General features: G+C 67.3%; 18 protein-coding genes. 9 read left to right on the top strand and 9 right to left on the bottom strand.

The window, feature by feature from the left end; all coding sequences use genetic code 11:
* The first annotated feature begins 99 nt into the window (after positions 1-99).
* The gene (locus ABZX86_RS38450; RefSeq protein WP_355131112.1) at positions 100-711 is read left to right on the top strand and encodes a TetR/AcrR family transcriptional regulator; all 612 of its coding nucleotides are present in this window, start codon (positions 100-102) and stop codon (positions 709-711) included.
* A 212-nt stretch (positions 712-923) separates the two neighbouring features.
* Here ABZX86_RS38450 and ABZX86_RS38455 read toward each other — a convergent pair whose 3' ends face one another.
* The 3 genes from ABZX86_RS38455 to ABZX86_RS38465 are packed head-to-tail and all read right to left on the bottom strand — an operon-like array spanning position 924 to position 3,808.
* Positions 924-2,345: an NAD(P)(+) transhydrogenase (Re/Si-specific) subunit beta gene (locus ABZX86_RS38455; protein WP_355131114.1), complete on the bottom strand. Its 1,422-nt coding sequence runs from the start codon at positions 2,343-2,345 to the stop codon at positions 924-926.
* 3 nt (positions 2,346-2,348) lie between these two features.
* On the bottom strand, positions 2,349-2,690 hold the full coding sequence (locus tag ABZX86_RS38460) for an NAD(P) transhydrogenase subunit alpha (protein ID WP_355131116.1): 342 nt from the start codon (positions 2,688-2,690) through the stop codon (positions 2,349-2,351).
* Entirely contained in the window at positions 2,690-3,808 is a 1,119-nt protein-coding gene (locus ABZX86_RS38465; RefSeq protein ID WP_355131118.1) for a Re/Si-specific NAD(P)(+) transhydrogenase subunit alpha, read from the bottom strand. The genes ABZX86_RS38460 and ABZX86_RS38465 overlap by 1 nt, the downstream gene beginning before the upstream one ends.
* A 239-nt stretch (positions 3,809-4,047) precedes the next feature.
* Between ABZX86_RS38465 and ABZX86_RS38470 the strand changes: the two genes are divergently transcribed.
* Genes ABZX86_RS38470 through ABZX86_RS38480 form a run of 3 tightly spaced genes read left to right on the top strand, consistent with a single transcriptional unit; the run spans position 4,048 to position 5,957 of the window.
* Positions 4,048-4,497: an HIT domain-containing protein gene (locus ABZX86_RS38470; protein WP_355131120.1), complete on the top strand. Its 450-nt coding sequence runs from the start codon at positions 4,048-4,050 to the stop codon at positions 4,495-4,497.
* Positions 4,494-5,312, top strand: coding sequence for a maleylpyruvate isomerase family mycothiol-dependent enzyme (locus ABZX86_RS38475; protein WP_355131122.1), 819 nt, complete (start codon positions 4,494-4,496; stop codon positions 5,310-5,312). The genes ABZX86_RS38470 and ABZX86_RS38475 overlap by 4 nt, the downstream gene beginning before the upstream one ends.
* A 6-nt stretch (positions 5,313-5,318) precedes the next feature.
* The gene (locus ABZX86_RS38480) at positions 5,319-5,957 is read left to right on the top strand and encodes a Type 1 glutamine amidotransferase-like domain-containing protein (RefSeq protein WP_355131124.1); all 639 of its coding nucleotides are present in this window, start codon (positions 5,319-5,321) and stop codon (positions 5,955-5,957) included.
* A gap of 73 nt (positions 5,958-6,030) precedes the next feature.
* Here the strand turns inward: ABZX86_RS38480 and ABZX86_RS38485 are convergent, their stop codons facing one another.
* Positions 6,031-7,464: an MFS transporter gene (locus tag ABZX86_RS38485; RefSeq protein ID WP_355131126.1), complete on the bottom strand. Its 1,434-nt coding sequence runs from the start codon at positions 7,462-7,464 to the stop codon at positions 6,031-6,033.
* A 61-nt stretch (positions 7,465-7,525) separates the two neighbouring features.
* On the opposite strand from ABZX86_RS38485, the gene ABZX86_RS38490 reads away from it, so the two are divergent.
* A complete protein-coding gene (locus ABZX86_RS38490) occupies positions 7,526-8,086 on the top strand; it encodes a MarR family transcriptional regulator (RefSeq protein WP_355131128.1) in 561 nt (186 codons plus the stop codon).
* On the opposite strand, the gene ABZX86_RS38495 is transcribed toward ABZX86_RS38490, so the two are convergent.
* Positions 8,048-9,412: an MFS transporter gene (locus ABZX86_RS38495; RefSeq protein ID WP_355131130.1), complete on the bottom strand. Its 1,365-nt coding sequence runs from the start codon at positions 9,410-9,412 to the stop codon at positions 8,048-8,050. The genes ABZX86_RS38490 and ABZX86_RS38495 overlap by 39 nt on opposite strands.
* Before the next feature lie 139 nt (positions 9,413-9,551).
* Positions 9,552-10,409 (bottom strand): NAD(P)H-binding protein, encoded by an 858-nt coding sequence (locus ABZX86_RS38500; protein ID WP_355131132.1) that lies wholly within the window; start codon positions 10,407-10,409, stop codon positions 9,552-9,554.
* Between the two features lie 73 nt (positions 10,410-10,482).
* Between ABZX86_RS38500 and ABZX86_RS38505 the strand changes: the two genes are divergently transcribed.
* Together ABZX86_RS38505 and ABZX86_RS38510 are read left to right on the top strand one after the other, a co-directional pair.
* Positions 10,483-11,439 carry an AraC family transcriptional regulator gene (locus tag ABZX86_RS38505; RefSeq protein WP_355131134.1) on the top strand — a complete coding sequence of 319 codons (957 nt, stop codon included), beginning with the start codon at positions 10,483-10,485 and terminating at the stop codon, positions 11,437-11,439.
* A 177-nt stretch (positions 11,440-11,616) separates the two neighbouring features.
* Complete coding sequence (locus ABZX86_RS38510; protein ID WP_355131136.1) at positions 11,617-12,063, top strand: thioesterase family protein; 447 nt, start codon at positions 11,617-11,619, stop codon at positions 12,061-12,063.
* Between the two features lie 203 nt (positions 12,064-12,266).
* Here the strand turns inward: ABZX86_RS38510 and ABZX86_RS38515 are convergent, their stop codons facing one another.
* From ABZX86_RS38515 to pdhA, 3 genes are read right to left on the bottom strand one after another with little or no spacing between them, the layout of a single operon-like run.
* Positions 12,267-13,553 carry a dihydrolipoamide acetyltransferase family protein gene (locus ABZX86_RS38515; RefSeq protein WP_355131229.1) on the bottom strand — a complete coding sequence of 429 codons (1,287 nt, stop codon included), beginning with the start codon at positions 13,551-13,553 and terminating at the stop codon, positions 12,267-12,269.
* 48 nt (positions 13,554-13,601) lie between these two features.
* Complete coding sequence (locus ABZX86_RS38520) at positions 13,602-14,585, bottom strand: alpha-ketoacid dehydrogenase subunit beta (RefSeq protein WP_327143962.1); 984 nt, start codon at positions 14,583-14,585, stop codon at positions 13,602-13,604.
* Entirely contained in the window at positions 14,582-15,661 is a 1,080-nt protein-coding gene (gene pdhA, locus ABZX86_RS38525) for a pyruvate dehydrogenase (acetyl-transferring) E1 component subunit alpha (protein WP_355131138.1), read from the bottom strand. The genes ABZX86_RS38520 and pdhA overlap by 4 nt, the downstream gene beginning before the upstream one ends.
* Before the next feature lie 180 nt (positions 15,662-15,841).
* Here pdhA and ABZX86_RS38530 point away from each other — a divergent pair, with 180 nt between their 5' ends.
* Positions 15,842-16,363: an Lrp/AsnC family transcriptional regulator gene (locus ABZX86_RS38530; protein ID WP_355131140.1), complete on the top strand. Its 522-nt coding sequence runs from the start codon at positions 15,842-15,844 to the stop codon at positions 16,361-16,363.
* Positions 16,364-16,433: 70 nt separating this feature from the next.
* Entirely contained in the window at positions 16,434-17,693 is a 1,260-nt protein-coding gene (locus ABZX86_RS38535; RefSeq protein WP_355131142.1) for a benzoate/H(+) symporter BenE family transporter, read from the top strand.
* Positions 17,694-17,709 lie beyond the last annotated feature (16 nt).

A 17,709-nucleotide genomic window follows, 5' to 3' on the forward strand; every position in this document is an offset into this window, starting at 1 on the left:
GAAGGACTTCACCCTCGCGAGGGGCATAACCAACTGGTTAGTTGAAAGTATTCCACCGTCTTCGGACTGTCAACTACTTAGTTGGTTATGATGGCTGGCATGGCAGTCAGGGATCCCGAGGCGACCAAGGCGCGGATCTTCGCCGCCGCCACCGCCGAATTCGCCGCGCATGGCATCGCGGGCGCCCGGGTCGACCGCATCGCGCGCAATGCCCAGGCCAACAAACAGCTCATCTACGCCTACTTCGGTGATAAGGAGGCGCTGTTCCGGCAGGTTCTGGAGAAGACCATGCTCGCCGTCGCCGAATCGGTCACCACCGATATCGAGGACCTCGAGACCTGGATAGATCAGCACATCGACTACCACCGCGACCACCCCGAGTTGCTGCGCCTGCTCATGTGGGAGGCACTGGAACTCGGCGCCGAGAACGCCCAGGCCGGTGAGCTGCGCTGCGGCCGCTACCTGGAGAAGCGCACCAAGGTGGAGATCGCGCAGGGCAAGGGCCTGATGCGCACCGATATGCCGTCCGGCAATATCCTCATGCTGCTGATGAGCATGATCAACTATCCGCTCGCGGTCCCGCAGGTCGCCGAATTCACCCTCGGCCCCGACTCCGATCCGGAGAGCGCCCGCGCCTGGACCAAGGACGCCATCCGCCGCATCGTGGCTCCGGCCGAATCCCCTGCGGCCCTGCCCGAACCGAGCGCCTGAGCGCTTGCCCGAACAGCCACGGCCCGTGCACCTTTCGGTGCACGGTCCGACCAGTGCGGTATTGACGGCGCGGTTGGCTTCCGCGTCGTGCCCGGCCAGCTCCAGGACGGTATCCGTCTCGAAGTCGCGTGGCCTGCCCATGGAAAGCAAAGGAATGGCCCGTGTCCAGGACACGGGCCATTCCTTTGCCTGTGCGGCGAAGCCGAGCGGGACTACAGCGCCTTCAGTTCCTCGGTGACCGCATTGACGGACTTCTTGGCATCGCCGAACAGCATGGAGGTGGTGTCGGCGTAGAACAGCGGGTTGTCGATACCGGCGAAACCGGAGTTCATCGAGCGCTTGAGCACGATGACCGACTTGGCCTGATCCACATTCAGCACCGGCATGCCGTAGATCGGCGAGGAGGCGTCCTCGCGCGCTGCCGGATTGGTGACGTCATTGGCGCCGATGACCAGGGCGACATCGGTACGGCTGAATTCGCCGTTGATATCGTCCATTTCCTTCATGGCGTCATAGGAGACCTCGGCCTCGGCCAGCAGCACGTTCATATGGCCCGGCATACGACCGGCGACCGGGTGAATCGCGTACTTGACCTCGACGCCCTTGGCCTCGAGCAGTGATGCCATTTCCTTGACCGCGTGCTGCGCCTGGGCGACGGCCATACCGTAGCCGGGCACCACGATGACCTGGTTGGCGTAGGCCATCTGAATGGCGGCATCCGCGGCGGAGGTGGCCTTGGCCTGCTTCTGCTCGCCGTCGCCGGACGCGCTGGGAGCCGTTCCGCCACCACCGAATCCGCCCGCCACAATGGCCGGGATGGACCGGTTCATGGCCTTGGCCATGAGGTTGGTGAGAATGGTGCCGGACGCGCCGACGATCATGCCCGCCACGATCATGGCGGTGTTGTTCAGCGCGAGACCCGCTGCGGCAGCCGACAATCCGGTGAGGGCGTTGAGTAGCGAGATGACGACGGGCATATCCGCGCCGCCGATGGGCAGCACCGTCATCAGGCCCAGAATGCCCGCGAGCACCAGCAGCCCGATCATCCACCACTGCGACACACCGGTTTTGGTGGCGCCGAGGCCGATGACCACCGCGGCCGCGATGGCGCCCGCGAACAGCAGTAGGTTCAGCGGCTGCTGCAGCTTGCCGACGCTGATCGGCTTGCCCGACAGCAGTTCCTGCAGCTTGGCGAACGCGATGCACGAGCCCCAGAAGGAGATCGAGCCGATGATGGCCGCGAACAGCGAGGCGATCGCAATGTGCGCGGTCGGCTGCTCACCGTCCGGGAAGTTCGAGAAGCCCTTGGTATCAAGGAATTCCGCCCAGGCGATGAGGGCCACGGTGCCACCGCCGACGCCGTTGAACGCGGCGACGAGCTGCGGCATGGCGGTCATCTTGGTGAAGCGGGCCGGGGGCACGCCCAGGCCGATGCCGACGACCAGACCGGCGACGATAATGATCCAGCTATTGGTGTGGCGGATGGAGATCAGGGTCGCGACGACCGCGATCAGCATGCCGACGGCGGCGATCTGATTGCCGCGCACCGCGGTCTTCGGCCCCGTCAGACCCATCAGGCCGTAGATGAAGAGGGCGAAGGCGACGATGTAGAGAATATTGACCAGATTGTCCATGACTCAGTGGTCCGCCTTTTCGGTGTTACCAGGGCGCTCCGCGCCCGAAGCAGCGGGCTTCTTGGCCTTGAACATCCCGAGCATGCGGTCGGTCACGACAAACCCGCCGATGACGTTCAGCGTGCCGAACACGACCGCGACGAACAGGATGATCTGCATGAGCACCGACGGGTGCTCGATCTTGCCGAACACCACCAGCGCGCCGAGCACGACAATGCCGTGAATGGCATTGGTGCCGGACATGAGTGGGGTGTGCAGGGTGTTGGGCACCTTGGAGATGACGGCGAAGCCCACGAACCCGGACAGCACCAGGATCGCGATATTCGCGAGAAGTTCGGTGTACATCAGGCTTCCACCTCGCGTGTCACACAGGAATCGGCGAGCACCTGATCGGAGAAGTCCGGTGCCAGCGCACCGTCTTTCAACATCAGTTCCAGCAGCGCCGAGATGTTCTTGGAGTACAGCTCGGAGGCGTGCTCGGGCATGGTGGCCGGGAGATTGAGCGGCGAGGCGATCGTGACCCCGTGCCGCACAACGGTTTTACCCGGTTCGGTCAACTCGCAGTTACCACCGGTCTCGCCGGCCATGTCCACGATCACGCTGCCGGGCTTCATACCCTCGACCGCACCCGCGGTCACCAGGCGCGGCGCGGGGCGGCCCGGCACGAGCGCGGTCGTGATGACCACGTCGAAACCCTTGATGGCATCTTCCAAAGCCTGCTGCTGCTTGGCCTTTTCGTCCTCGGTGAGCTCGCGGGCGTACCCGCCCTCACCGGCGGCGTCGATGCCGAGGTCGAGCCACTGCGCACCGACGGAGCGCACCTGGTCGGCAACCTCTGGGCGCACGTCGTAACCGGTGGTCCGGCCGCCGAGGCGCTTGGCCGTGGCCAGTGCCTGCAGCCCCGCGACACCGACGCCGAGCACCAGGACGGTCGCGGGCTTCACGGTGCCCGCGGCGGTGGTGAGCATGGGGAAGAATCTGGTGGATTCGGAGGCCGCGAGCAGCACGGCCTTGTAGCCGGCGACATTGGCCTGTGAGGACAGGGCATCCAAGACCTGCGCCCGCGAGATGCGCGGAATCGCTTCCACCGCAAAGGCTTGGACGCCGGCCTCTTTCAGCGCGCCGATCTTGGTATCGGCATTGCGCGGTGCGAGGAAGCCGATCAGGGTCTGCCCGCTCGAAAGCTTGGCGATCTCGGCGTCATTGGGCGGCGCCACCTTGACGACGACGTCCGTGTCCCAGGGGTCACCGATGGTCGCGCCGGCTGCGGTGTAGGCCTCGTCGGGAATGAGTGCGCCCAGCCCGGCTCCGGCCTCGACGATCACCTCCACACCCTGCTTGAGCAGGGATGGAATGATCTTCGGCACCAATGCGACACGTCGTTCGTCGGGGTTCGTCTCCCGAACCACGCCGACACGTGCACCGCGGGGCGCAGCCGTCTGTGCGCTCTGCGTTGTGTCCACTTGTCAAACTTCCTTCTCGTGGTGAGCCCAGGCCACCTGAGTACTTCATGATGGGCCGTGTCACCGGTCCAACGGTGGGCCGAACTTACTTTTGGGTAAGTTCGTGAGAATTCTCGCAACTGTACCCGGTCGCCGGTGAGCGTAGCGGAGATGGGCGTCACACGGGGTGGCGACAAAATCGGACAACTCAATGTTGAGAGGGGTGTCGCGGGTCACCTTTACGCCGTAATGTCTGCAAGGTGAGCGGCTGCATCTTCTGCCGGATCGTGGGGGGCGACGCACCCGCGACCAAGATCTTCGAGGACGACATCCTGATGGCGTTCCTCGATATAAGGCCCATCACCCGGGGGCACACGCTGGTGATTCCGAAATCGCACGCGACCGATCTGGACGAGCTGGACCCTGCGCTCGGCGCACAGCTCTTCACCTTCGGCCACCGCCTGGCAAAGGCCATGCGCCGCAGCGATCTCGGTGCGGACGGCGCCAACCTGCTACTCAACGACGGCAAGGCCGCATTTCAGACCGTGCATCACGTTCACCTGCATGTGGTCCCGCGTTGGAAGGGCGACACCCTAACTTTCGCGAAAGGTTTCGTCCTGCGGCGGCCGCACCACCCGGAACGCACCGCCGCTGCCATCCGGGCCGGCCTGGCCCGGCTCGCCGACGAGGAAAAGGAAACCACCGCATGACCGACACGGTGCCGGATCGGACCGTCATCACGGCAACCCTGTCCGACCAGTGGGACACCCTCACCCGTCTAGTGGACGGACTGGACGAGAAGGGCTGGCGCACTCCGTCGGCACTGCCGGGCTGGACCGTCTTCGATGTGCTCGCGCACGTGATCGGCACCGAATCACTGCTGGCCGGGGAGCCGGTGCCGGATGTCGAGGTGGCGGGGGAGCACATTCACAATGAGATCGGGGCGCTCAACGAGAAGTGGATCGAGTCGCTGCGGCCGCTGCCCGGCGCGCAGTTGCTCGCGCACTTCCACGAGGTGACCACGCGGCGGCTGAAGCAGCTCGCCGAACTCGGTCCCGAGCAGTGGGCCGAGAATGTGCCGTCCCCGGTCGGCATGACGCCCTACGGCCGGTTCATGCGGATTCGCCTGTTCGACTGCTGGATGCACGGACTCGATATCGCCGATGGTCTCGGCGTGCGGATCGACGAGGGTGGTCTGCGGGCCGAAACCGCCTTCGCCGAACTGGTTTTCGGCATCGGCCGAGCGGTGGTCAAGGGCGGTGGGGCGCAGGACGGCGCGCGCATCACCTTCGAGATCACCGGACCGGTGGTACGGACCCTGCACATCGCGGTGGCAGGTAAGCGCGCCGAACCGGTCGAAAACCTCGACGGCCCTGCCGATGTCGTGCTCACCCTGAGTTCCGGCCTGTTCGCACGGCTGCGCGGCGGCCGCACCACAGCTGATGTGCACCTCGGGGAATTCACCCTCGCCGGTGATATCGAGCTGGGCAATCGCCTGGTTCGCGGACTCGCCTTCACCATCTGAGACCCCGTGCGACTGTTCCTGTCCAGCTATCGATTCGGCGCACACACCGACCGGCTGCTCGGCCTGGTGGGCGAGCCGGGCCGGGTCGCGGTCATCGCCAATGCCTGTGATGCCTGGCCGTCGGCCTGGCAGAGCGCGGTCACCAGTGATCTTTTCCCGCTGCGCCGCTTGGGCTTCCAGCCGGAGGTGGTCGATCTGCGGGATTACATCGGCCGGACCGCCGAACTGGAGCAGACCCTGGCCGAGTATCCGATGGTATGGGTGCGCGGTGGCAATACCTTCGTGCTGCGCGCCCAATTCGCGCGCAGCGGAGCGGATGTCGTACTGCCCCGGCTGCTCGCGGCAGACGCGCTGGTCTATGCCGGATACAGCGCGGGCGCCTGTGTCATGACCCCTGACCTGCACGGTTTGGAATCGACCGATGATCCGGCCGAGGTGCGCACCGCCTGCGGTGTCGAACCGCGCTGGGACGGACTGGGTTTGGTGAATCGCCGCATCGTCCCGCATCTGGATTCGCCCACCGATCCGGAGGGGCACTCCCGGAAGCTGGTGCGCGACTACCTCGCCGCAGGCGTTCCGCACTGGGCGCTGACCGATGATCACGTGGTGGTCGTCGACGGCGACAACACCGAGGTGCTGACATAGAAAGAGCCGGTCGATGGATATCGACCGGCTCGTTTCGAATTCGAATGTGCGCGAATCCGATGGTGCTACGCGGTTACTCGCCCCCGTGCCGCAGACCGTGCAGCACCGCGACGATCGCGGCCAGCAGGGCGGCAATGCCCAGGAGGGTGAAGCTCAGCACGTAGGCGTGCAGGGTCGGCACATGCGTGTGCGCGATGACCTGCGAGGTGAGGATCGACCCGGTGACCGCACCGGCGATACTGCCGCCGGCGGTACGCACCAGCGAGTTGATCCCGGAGGCGATACCGCTCTCACTCATCGGCACATGCATGACGGCCAGGGTGCCCAGCGCGGCATAGCCGATACCGAATCCGGTGCCCTGCAGCACATTCGTGACCACCATCTGCCAGCCGTGCTCGTGGAACCCGGCGGTCCACAGCATGGAGGCGGCGGCGAAGGCCGAGCCGATGGCGAGGGTGTAGGCCGCGCCGATGCGGGCGGCGATCTTGCCGGTGCGGAAGGAGAACACCGTCATCAGCAGTGCGCTGGGAATGCCGTAGAGGCCGACGGCCATCACCGAACCGGACAGGCCGTAGCCGACCTTGTCGGCCGGAGTCTGCACGAAATTGGAGACCAGCGTGAAGGATCCGAACAGCGCGGCGCCCAGCAGCAGCGAAATCAGGTTGGCGGTCAGCGATTTCGGGCCGACCAGCAGCGGCAGTCGCACCAGCGGCTGCTTCACCTTCAGCTCCACGAACACCCACACCACGGTGAGCGCGATCGCCGCACCGAACAGGCCGAGCACGCTGCCGGAGCTCCAGCCCCAGGCCGGGCCCTCGCTGATGGCCAGCAGCAGGGTGATCAGCAGCCCGCCCAGCAGTGCGGCGCCCACGTAGTCGGGGGAGCCGCCGTGCCGGACGCCGGTGTCCTTGGCGGTGAACTGGATCAGGACGGCGGCGAGCACACCGAGTCCCGCGGTGACCCAGAAGACCGGGTGCGGGTTGGTGGTGTGGTCGGCGATGACACCGGTCATGAGCATGCCGACGGTGCCGCCGACGCCCATGGTGCCGGAGACGACGCCGATGGCGGTGACCATCTTCTCCGGCGGAAAGGTATCGCGCAGAATGCCGATGGCCAGCGGGATCATGGCCGAGGCGGTGCCCTGCAGCGCGCGGCCGATGATGTAGACGCCCAGCGAGGTCGCGAAGGCGCAGACCACCGAGCCGAGAATGAGCAGCCCCATGGCGATCAGCACCATGCGCTTCTTGCCGTACATATCGCCGAAGCGGGAGAGCAACGGGGTGGCGACCGCGCCGCTGAGCAGGGCGGCGGTGAACAGCCACTGGATGCCGGCGGCATTGGTGCCCAGCTGCACCATCATGTGCGGCAGCAGCGGGATGACCACGGTCTGCTGCAGCGATACGACCAGACCGGCGGCGCTGAGCGCCAGCAGGGTGAGGGCCAGATGTGTCTTCGAGTGGCCGTCGGTGGGGGTTCCGGCGACCGGACCGACAGCGGTCGTAGTCATGTTCGGCAATCCTTCAGATTACTTACCAAAATTAAGTAAATGTGTCTCGTAAGATAACCACATGCCGCCGCCGGAATCCACCTCCGTTCCCCGAGTCGACTCGGCCCACATAGTCGAACTCGAAGGCGCGCTCGCTCGCGTCGCCTACCTGCTCACCCGGGTCCGCCGCCACGATCGCGCCATGATCAAGTGCGGCGTTTCCATGGATCGCGCCAGCGTGCCGCTACTGCGCGTGCTCTGCGACGACGGGGAGCCCATGCGCCTCGGGGAGCTCGCCATCCGCCTCGATGTGGAAGCGCCGCATGTGAGCCGGCAGATTCAGCGCCTCGAAAAAGCCGGGTACATCGAGCGTGTCGCCGACCCGGGCGACGGCCGCGCCCAGCTCGTCCGCCCGACCGCCACCGGCCGGCAGGCCGTGGATGTCATTCGCGAGGTGCAGCGGGACTGGATGCAGGAGGCCCTGGCCGACTGGAGCACCGAGGATCTGAAGGCCCTGGCCGTGCTCAACCACCGCATGGTCGACGACTTCCTGGACCACGCCGAGACCATCGGCGACTTCGGTGCGTCCGCTCGCGAGCGCCGCCTAGCGCGTGGCGACGACGCGAGCGCCCCAGGCGCATAACAGCAGTGCGACCAGCGGCACCACCATCGCGGTGGTGAGCGGCACCAGTTTGGTCAGCCACCCGATGATCGCCGGCCCGGCCAGCAGCCCCACATACCCGAGCCCGAACACTCGCGACATATCCGTCGCCGCATTCGCCGACCCCAAATTGCCTGCGGCCGTGAATACCTGCGGCACCGCCCCGGAGAGCCCGACCCCGCACAGCGCCCACCCCACCAGCGTCAGCGGCAGCCACCCCGACACCGCGATCACCCCGAACCCGGCCGCCCCCAGCACCGTGCCCCACCGCACCACCGCCACCCGCCCGAACCGCCCACTCACCCGATCCGCCACCAACCGCCCCGCCGTCATGGTCGTGGAAAACGCCCCATAGGCCAGCGCCGCGGTCCCCACCTGCACCCCCAGCCGATCCCGCATCTGCAACGCACTCCAATCCGCCGCCACCCCCTCCGCCATCAGTACCGCGAACGCAATAGCCCCCAGCACCAACACCTTCCGTGTGGTGCCCGTGGCAGCACGCCGCTCGGCCGCAAGCTCTTCGGTGCTGTCGTGCAACGCTTTTCGGTCCGGTGCAGCGGGGGCTTCTGAATCGCTGCCTGCACCTGCTGCCCCGAGATTGTCATGCTCATCGATCCGCTGTTGCCCGGTCTCGGCCGGTGCGTCCTGAGCGCCGGTTGTCGTTTGCGCGCTGAATCTCTGCTCCGGAGTGCGACTCTCGGCGGTCTGTGGGGCTTGATCAGGGGACGTGCTGGGCTGGTGGGGGAGCAGGCGGGGGGTGCAAATTGCCACGAGAGTGAGGCCGAGGGCGGCGGAGAGCACGAGGGTGGTGTGGATATTCCAGTGGGCGCGCTGGGCGGCCGCGCCGGCGAGGGAGCCGAGCAAGCCGCCGAGGGAGAAGCAGGCGTGAAAGGCCGACATGATGGGGCGGGGGTAGGCGCGCTCGATGTGGACGGCCTGGGCGTTCATGGAGACGTCGAGCATGCCGTTGCCGAAGCCGAAGGCGGCCAGGGCGATTGCCAGTGTCGCGGGCGTGGTGGCCAGGCCGGGGCCGATGAGCGCCCCGGACAGGATGGTCGCCGCCGTGGCGGTCAGGGTACGACTGCCGAGGCGGTCGGCGAGCGGCCCGGCGGCCTGCATACCGGCAATGGCGCAGCCCGCCATGAGCAGGATGAGCATGCCCAGGGCGCTGTGCGACACCCCGGCCCGCTGCGTGACGGCCGGAATGTGCACGATCCACAGGGCCGAGAGCATCCCGTTCAGGCCGAACACCGCGAACAGTGCGGTACGGGCGATTCGGATCGGAGGAGCGGGCGTCGCAGCGACCATCGGTACGACGCTACCGGCCGAGCCGGCAGCTCCCCTGCACCCACAGCCCTCGCGGCCCCGTCGAGCTTCCCGGCTGTGATCCGAAACTTCTGTACTGCAAGCTGTTTCGTACTCCAGTGAAGGCCCGGGCACCGACAGGTCACGCCTGCGCTGTGACCGACCAGACACCGGAAGAGGCCACGTCGCGGGCATATTCGGCGAAGTCCCGCGCCGGGCGGCCCAGGGCGCGGAACACCCCGTCGGAGAGCTGCGAATTGCGCCCGTCCAGCACCGTGCCGAACAGATAGTCCAGCAGACTCACCTCATCGGCGGGCACGCCGTAGGAGGTCAGGGCCGCAATGAAATCCGTGCGCGACAGCGGCACGAACGCGATCTCGCGCCCGATCGCCCGCCCGATCTCGGCGGCCGCCTCCGCGAAGGTCAGCGCCCGCGGCCCGGTGAGTTCGTACACCTGTCCGGTATGCCCGTCGCCGGTCAGCGCCGCCACCGCCACATCCGCGATGTCCTCGGCGTCCACGAACGGTTCGGGCACATCCCCGGAGGGCAGCGCCACCTCGCCGGCCAGGATGTAATCCGCGAACGCGCCCTCGCTGAAGTTCTGCGCGAAGAAGGCGCACCGCACCACGGTCCACTCCGGGCCCGAATCCCGCACGATCGCTTCGCATTCCAGCGCCTCGGGCTCACCGCGCCCGGACAGCAGCACCAGCCGCCGCACCCCCGCCTCGGCGGCGAGAGCGCTGAAGGCCTTGATATCGGCATCGGCCCCGGGGACGGCCAGATCCGGCTGATAGGAGAGATAGACGGCGTCGATTCCGGCCAGCGCCGGCCCCCAGGTGGCGCGGTCGGTCCAGTCGAAGGGGATTGCCGCCGTGCGCGAACCGGATCGCACCGGGACGCCGAGGGCGGTCAAACGAGCCGCCACCCGGCTGCCGGTTTTACCGGTGGCGCCGAGGACGAGGACGGTGTTTTCGCTGTTCGCATGCTGTGTGATCGTCATGAGACAAGTACACCGAGAAACCGTGAGCGTAAACATGGTTGAGAAGCGCGCGGGCATTTGCCATCGTCTACGTATGGATGCTCTGGCCAGCCTGCTCGAAGGACCACGCGCGCGGGCGGCCTTCGTCATCCGTTCCTCATTCGATCCGCCCTGGTCGCTGCGCATCCGGGACGAGGCGCCGCTGACCCTGGTGGCCGTGGTCCGCGGCGAGGGCTGGATCGTGCCGGATCCGAAGGGCGGCAAGCCGATTCCGCCTCGGCAACTACACGCGGGCGATATCGCCCTCTTCCGCGGCCCCGATCACTACACCCTCGCCGACGATCCGGGCACCGCCCCGCAGGCCATCGTCCATCCCGGTCAGACCACCACCACTCCCGACGGCGAAGTGCTCTGCGAAGCCTTGAGTCTGGGTATTCGCAACTGGGGCACCAGCGCCGACGCGCGGACGGTGCTGATCACCGGCAGTTACGAACAGGAGTCCGCCGCCAGCCGCCGCCTGCTGCGGGCCCTCCCGCCCATTGCTGTGCTCACCCGCGGTGAAATCGATTCGCGTGTCCTGGATCTGCTCGTCGACGAATCGGCCAAGGAGCTGCCCGCCCAGAGCGCCATGCTCGATCGCCTCCTGGATCTGCTGCTGATCGCCACCCTGCGCGCCTGGTTCGCCCGCGCCGATGCCCCCGCCTGGTATCACGCCTACAGCGATCCGCTGGTCGGCAAGGCCCTGCGCCTGATCCAGCACAATCCCGCGCACCCCTGGACCGTCGCCTCGCTGGCCGCCGAGGTGGGCGTCTCCCGCGCCGCCCTGGCCCGCCGCTTCACCGAACTCGTCGGCGAACCCCCGATGTCCTTCCTGACCGATTGGCGCCTGGCCCTGGCCGCCGATCTGCTGCATGAATCCGATGCCACCCTGGAGTCCATCGCGCACCGCGTCGGCTACGGCAGCGCCTTCGCCCTCAGCACCGCCTTCAAACGCCATCACGGCATCAGCCCCCGCGACCACCGCAATACCTCCGACCAGCGCACGGCTTAGTCGCGATACCAGCTCGAGGACAGCAGACTAAAGTTCACGCGCGAGACCATCCACCCAAAGTTCGCGGCCCGTCTCGTTCTGGACTGAGCGGAGCGGGGGAGCGAAGCGGAGGAGCGGAGGGAGGGAAGAACGAGACTTCGGGGCCGCGAACCGCCCGGAGCGAAGCGGAGGGCAAATATGACACAGCAGCAGGATTACCCGGTGCTCTGGCCGGTGCCGACGCGCTGGGCGGACAACGACCACTACGGTCACGTGAACAACGTGACGTATTACAGCTATTTCGATACCGCCGTGAACGCGTGGCTCATCCACGCGACCGGCACCGATATCCGCGACCTACCCGCCATCGGCGTGGTGGCCAAGACATCCTGCACCTTCATCGGCTCGATCAGTTTCCCCGATCAGCTGCTGGTCGGCATCCGCATTGCCCGCCTCGGCAATTCCAGCATCAGCTACGACCTCGCCATCTTCCGTGACGCCGGCGACTCCCTCCAGCTCGCCGCCACCGGCACCTTCGTCCACGTCTACGTCGACGACGAATCCCGCACGCCGGTCCCCATCCCCGACGTAATCCGCGAAGCCGCAGAACTTCTCGTAGGAGCGTCCGCCGCCGAACCCCGCTGAACTCCCACCGGCCGAACAGCCCGTGCCCCGCGGCACAGCCCCCATACAGGCTGTTCGCCAGTGGCGCGGGCTGTTTCGTCGGCGTTATCCCCATCCGGCGGCTGCGAGCCGGTCCGGCAGCGTTGTATTCGCCGAACAGTCCGCGTCGCCGTCGCGCAGCCCCGGTAGGGGGTGTTCGGCAGGGGCACAGGCTGTTTCGCCGGTCAGACGCGGCCGAGGAGGGTGAGGGGGTCTTCCAGGAGGGCGGCGATGCTGGCGAGGAAGCGGGAGCCCTGCTCGCCGTCGATGAGGCGGTGGTCGAAGCTGAGGCCGAGGGTGGTGACCCAGCGGACGGCCAGTTCGTCGCGGTGCACCCAGGGGCGTTTGCGGATGGAGCCGAGGCAGAGGATCGCCGCTTCGCCCGGGTTCACCAGTGGGACACCGGTATCCACGCCGAAGACGCCGACATTGGTGAGGGTGAAGGTGCCGCCGGTGAGTTCGGCGGGGGTGGCGCCGCCACTGCGCGCGAGCTGCGCGATATCGCTGATCTCCTGGGACAGGTCGCGCAGGCTGTGCGAGTGCGCGTCCTTCAGATTGGGCACCATCAGCCCGCGTTCGGTGGCGACCGCGATGCCGAGATTCACATAGTGCTTGGTGACGATCTCCTGATTCGCCTCGTCCCAGGAGGCGTTCAGGTCCGGGAATTCGCTCAGCGCAACCAGTGTCGCCTTGGCGACCAGCGCCAGCGGCGTCAGCGTCAGCCCCGCGAAGGTGGGTGTCGCGCGCAGATGATCCAGCAGTTCCATGGAACCGGTGAAATCAGTGGTCACGAAGGTGCTGGCCTGCGGAATATGCTGAGCGCTCGCCACCATGGCCGCGGCCGTGCGCTTGCGGATTCCGGCGATGGGCGTGCGGGTTTCGCGCTCGGCGGGCACCGGGCGGGCCGTGCTCGTGGCCGAGCCCACGGGTGTCACCGGCGGCGCGGTGTGGATCGGAATGACATCGGCCGCACGGGCATCCGGCCGCGCGCCGTGCAGATCGTTCAGTGTGACAGCCCCCTCCGGACCGCTCCCGGCGACGGCCGTCAGATCGGCGCCGATCTCCCGAGCCAGCTTGCGCGCCCCGGGGGTGGCGGCGGGCCGTCCCATCGAGTCACCCACCGGTGCACCGCTTCTCGTCCCCGAGGCGGGGGCGGCGGCCGCCCGGGCGCGCCGCGATACCGGCTCGCTGTCGGGTCCGTAGCCCACCAGCACCGCCTGCCGTTCGGCCGGCGCCTCCACGGCGGTCCCGATGCGAATGAGCGGTGCGCCCACCAGCACGGTGTCGCCCGCCTGCGCGAGCAGCTCCACCACGGTCCCCGCGAATGGGCTCGGTAGTGCCACCTGAGCTTTCGCGGTCTCGACCTCGGCGATGACCTGGTTCAATTCCACCGTATCGCCGACCTGCACCTGCCACGACACCAATTCGGCGTCGGCCAATCCCTCACCGAGGTCGGGCAATCGAAATTCCATGACGTGCTGCTGCTGTTCCACCGAGCTTCCTCCGAAGGCAATTGACCGTTAGGCGGCGAGCGTGCGATCGACCGCGGCGAGAATGCGGTCGGGGTCGGGCAGGTGGTGCCGTTCGAGTTTAGCCGGGGGATAGGGGATGTCGAAGCCGCCGACGCGCAGGACCGGCGCTTCCAATTGGTAGAAGCAGCGTTCGGTGATGCGGGCCGCGATCTCCGCGCCGAGTCCGCCGAATACCGGCGCCTCGTGCACAATAATCAACCGACCGGTCTTCATTACCGATGTTTCGATGGTGTCGAAATCGATCGGCGAAAGGCTGCGCAGATCGATCACCTCCAGCGAATGTCCTTCGCTCGCGGCAATATCGGCGGCCGTCAATGCGGTGGCGACCGTCCCGCCGTACGCGACCACGGTGGCATCCTCGCCGCTGGTGCAAACCCGGGCCTGGTCCAGCGCGAGCCCGCCGTCCCGGTCGAGCTGCTCGAAATCGACCTCCGCTTTGTCCCAGTACCGCCGCTTGGGCTCGAAGAAGATGACCGGATCATCCAGCGCGACCGCCTGCCGGATCATGAGATACGCATCCGCCGGATTGCTCGGCGATACCACGCGCAGCCCCGCCGTATGCGCGAAATACGCTTCCGGCGATTCGGAGTGATGTTCCACCGATCCGATGCCGCCGCCGAACGGAATGCGAATGGTGATGGGCGCGACCACTTTTCCCTTGGTGCGATAGTGAATCTTCGCCACCTGGCAGACAATCTGGTCGAACGCTGGATACACGAATCCGTCGAACTGGATTTCGCACACCGGCCGCAGTCCGCGCAGTGCCATTCCGAAAGCCGTTCCGATGATTCCGGATTCGGCCAGCGGGGTGTCCATGACACGCCGGTTGCCGAAATCCTTCTGCAGCGTATCGGTGACCCGGAAGACGCCGCCCAGCCGGCCGATGTCCTCGCCCATCAGAATGACTTTGGGATCGTCCTCCAGGGCGCGCCGCATACCGAAATTGATCGCGCCCGCGAATGTCGTCTTCATGGCCGGACTCCCTCCAGATAGGCGGCGTACTCGCGGCGCTCCTGCTCGACGAGGCGGTGCGGGGTGGCGTACACGTGCTCGAACAGTTCCATGGGCTCCGGATCGGGCATGCTCAGTGTGGCGCTGCGCAGCCGGGCGGCGATCTCGTCACCGCGCTGTTTCACCTGCTGTTCGAAAGCGCTGTCCCACAGCCCCTCCCGCTCCAGCAGCCGGCGCAGCCGATCGATCGGATCCCGCCGCTGCCACAGCTCCAGTTCGGCGGCATCGCGATAGCGGGTGGGATCGTCGGCGGTGGTGTGCGGGCCCATTCGATAGGTGATGGCCTCGATGAACGACGGCCCGCCGCCGGTGCGGGCGCGAATGAGCGCCTGCCGCGTCACGGCCAATACCGCGAGTGCGTCATTGCCGTCCACCTGCACGGCGGGAATGCCGTAACCGATGGCCCGGCGCGCGATCGGCGTGGCGCTCTGCACCCGCGTGGGCGCGCTGATCGCCCAGCCGTTGTTCTGGCAGAAGAACACCACCGGCGCACCCCAGGAGGAGGCGAAGCCGAGCGCCTCGGAGATATCGCCCTGACTGGTGGCGCCGTCGCCGAAGTAGGCGATGGTGGCGATCTCCGCGCCCTCGAGATGGGCGGCGTAGGCGTAGCCGGTGGCGTGCAGTCCCTGTGCGCCGACCACGATCGCCGGATTGGTCATCCGGTAAGCGTCTGCGTCCCAGCAGGAATGGGCGACGCCGCGCCAGAGCCGGGTCATATCCTCCGGGGGCACACCGCGGCAGTAGGCGACAGCGGCCTCGCGGTAGGAGCAGAACACATAATCGTCGGCGTGCAGAGCGTGGGCCGAGCCGACCTGCGCCGCCTCCTGGCCGAGCAGCGGTGGCCACAATCCCAACTGGCCCTGCCGCTGCAGTGCGGTGGCCTCGGTGTCTATCCGGCGGGCCACGACCATATCGGTGTACATGGCGCGCAGTTCGTCGCGGCCGACATCGGCCACCAGCGGGGCGTGCACACGATCGAATACGCGATGGCCGTCGGGCTGGACCAGCTGCACCGGGTAGGTGTTCTTTTCGGGCATTTGTATCGCCTCCTCGAAACACCGGGGTACACCGTTGTCGCCGTGGGATTGTGTCCCGGGGAAACGATGTGTGTCCTGTATCACCCAGCATCCTCCGTTAAGCGATCTGCGCAAGTATCAAGGTCGAAACTGTGCAGAATGCTCGGTCAGTGAACCGCTCGGCGTGTCATACTGCGTTTCATGTCCAGTAATGAACCCGCTTCCGGGGCGATGGACGCCACCGATGCCCGGCTGTTGCTGGAGTTGGTGGCCAACCCCCGGGCGACCGGGGTGGAACTGGCCGCGCGACTCGGCCTCTCCCGCAATACCGTGCAGGCCAGGTTGGCCAGATGGGAGGCGAACGCGGTACTGGCCAGCTTCGAGCGGCGGGTGGAACCGCGGGCCCTCGGTTATCCGCTGGCAGCTTTTGTCGCCGTGGTCGTCGATCAGCACAAATTGGACGCGGTGGTGGCCGAATTGGCGCGGATTCCGGAGGTCACGGAGGTCTGCGGTATGACCGGTCCCACCGATCTGACCGCCCGCGTCGTGGCTCAGGACGCGGATGATCTCTACCGGATCGCCGGGCACATCCTCAAGATTCCGGGTGTGGAACGCACCAATATGGCACTGATCATGCGCTCGCTGGTCGGTCCGCGCACAACTCCGCTGCTCGATCGGCTCGCCGGCGGGAACGGGAATCCGGGGACGAACTCGGACCAGTAGCGCGAAATTCAGTCCAGTTTCGGCAGATTGGCTGGTGACCGCGGGGCCAGTGGACCGGGACCATGACCCGATGAGCACTACTACCTCCGACACTCCGGCCGCCCGGACCGCGCCCGCGGCGGGGATCGGGCAGCCGATCGGGGCCGGTATCGTCACCGCGCTGGTCGGCTTCACCAGTTCCTTCGCGGTGGTGCTCGGCGGACTGACCGCCATGGGAGCGACTGCGGCACAGGCGGCTTCGGGACTGCTCGCCGTCTGCGTGACCCAGGGCGTGGGCATGCTGATCCTGAGCCGGTACTACCGGATGCCGATCACACTGGCCTGGTCCACGCCGGGTGCGGCGCTGCTGGCCAGCACCGGGGCGGTCGCGGGCGGCTGGCCGGCGGCGGTCGGGGCATTCGTGGTGGCGGGCCTGCTGATCGTGCTGACCGGGTTCTGGCAGCGACTGGGTTCGCTGATCGCGGCGATTCCGGTCGAGATCGCGCAGGCCATGCTGGCCGGTGTGCTGCTGCCGCTGTGCCTGGCGCCCATGCACGCGCTGACCGTCAGCCCGGCCGTGGTGGTTCCGGTGATCGTGACCTGGCTGGTGCTGCAGCGGTTCGCGGCGCGCTGGGCGGTGCTCGCGGCGTTCGCGGTGGCGGCGATCGGCGCGGGCATCGATATCGCGGTGACCCACCGCCACCTGAATGTCGCCGCCATGGCGCCGCGCATCGAATGGGCTGTGCCGCACTGGAGTTGGCAGGCGCTGATCGGGGTGGCGGTGCCGCTGTACATCGTCACCATGGCGGCGCAGAACATTCCGGGCACGGCGGTCATGAGCTCGCTCGGATACCGGGTGCCCTGGCGCGCGGCCATGGCGGTCACCGGGCTCGGAACCATCCTCGGTGCACCGGCGGGCGGGCATGCCATCAATCTCGCCGCCATCAGCGCGGCCCTCTCGGCCGCCCCGTCCGCACACCCGGACCCCAAGCGCCGCTGGATTGCCGCCGCCACCGCGGGCGGCATGTACCTACTGCTGGCCCTGGCCTCCGGCGCATTGGTGACGCTGGTGGCGACCGCGCCCAAGGGCGTCCTGGAAACCGTTGCGGGACTTGCCCTCATAGCCACCCTGGCCGGAGCCCTCACCTCCGCCCTGACCCGGCCCGAGCACCGCTCCGCGGCCGCGCTCACCTTCCTGGTCGCCGCCTCCGGCGTCACCCTGCTGGGCATCGGCGCCGCATTCTGGGCCCTCGTGGCCGGGCTGGTGGTCCGCTGGCTGCTGCGTCCGCGCCCCGAACAGCCGCACCTGGCGAGTCCCGCCGAGCCCGGAGCGGTGAATTCGGGCCAGTAGGGGGGCCGGCGAATTC

Origin of the sequence: Nocardia sp. NPDC006630, from assembly GCF_040611495.1 — a bacterium.
Taxonomy (GTDB): domain Bacteria; phylum Actinomycetota; class Actinomycetes; order Mycobacteriales; family Mycobacteriaceae; genus Nocardia.

Excerpts from the sequence above, each read along its gene's own strand:
- ABZX86_RS38515 (WP_355131229.1), bottom strand. The coding sequence starts at position 13,553 with ATGGAATTTCGATTGCCCGACCTCGGTGAGGGATTGGCCGACGCCGAA.
- ABZX86_RS38510 (WP_355131136.1), top strand. The coding sequence starts at position 11,617 with ATGACACAGCAGCAGGATTACCCGGTGCTCTGGCCGGTGCCGACGCGC.
- ABZX86_RS38490 (WP_355131128.1), top strand. The coding sequence starts at position 7,526 with ATGCCGCCGCCGGAATCCACCTCCGTTCCCCGAGTCGACTCGGCCCAC.
- ABZX86_RS38455 (WP_355131114.1), bottom strand. The coding sequence starts at position 2,345 with ATGGACAATCTGGTCAATATTCTCTACATCGTCGCCTTCGCCCTCTTC.
- ABZX86_RS38485 (WP_355131126.1), bottom strand. The coding sequence starts at position 7,464 with ATGACTACGACCGCTGTCGGTCCGGTCGCCGGAACCCCCACCGACGGC.
- ABZX86_RS38530 (WP_355131140.1), top strand. The coding sequence starts at position 15,842 with ATGTCCAGTAATGAACCCGCTTCCGGGGCGATGGACGCCACCGATGCC.
- ABZX86_RS38500 (WP_355131132.1), bottom strand. The coding sequence starts at position 10,409 with ATGACGATCACACAGCATGCGAACAGCGAAAACACCGTCCTCGTCCTC.
- ABZX86_RS38460 (WP_355131116.1), bottom strand. The coding sequence starts at position 2,690 with ATGTACACCGAACTTCTCGCGAATATCGCGATCCTGGTGCTGTCCGGG.
- ABZX86_RS38450 (WP_355131112.1), top strand. The coding sequence starts at position 100 with ATGGCAGTCAGGGATCCCGAGGCGACCAAGGCGCGGATCTTCGCCGCC.
- ABZX86_RS38495 (WP_355131130.1), bottom strand. The coding sequence starts at position 9,412 with ATGGTCGCTGCGACGCCCGCTCCTCCGATCCGAATCGCCCGTACCGCA.
- pdhA (WP_355131138.1), bottom strand. The coding sequence starts at position 15,661 with ATGCCCGAAAAGAACACCTACCCGGTGCAGCTGGTCCAGCCCGACGGC.
- ABZX86_RS38505 (WP_355131134.1), top strand. The coding sequence starts at position 10,483 with ATGGATGCTCTGGCCAGCCTGCTCGAAGGACCACGCGCGCGGGCGGCC.
- ABZX86_RS38520 (WP_327143962.1), bottom strand. The coding sequence starts at position 14,585 with ATGAAGACGACATTCGCGGGCGCGATCAATTTCGGTATGCGGCGCGCC.
- ABZX86_RS38475 (WP_355131122.1), top strand. The coding sequence starts at position 4,494 with ATGACCGACACGGTGCCGGATCGGACCGTCATCACGGCAACCCTGTCC.
- ABZX86_RS38535 (WP_355131142.1), top strand. The coding sequence starts at position 16,434 with ATGAGCACTACTACCTCCGACACTCCGGCCGCCCGGACCGCGCCCGCG.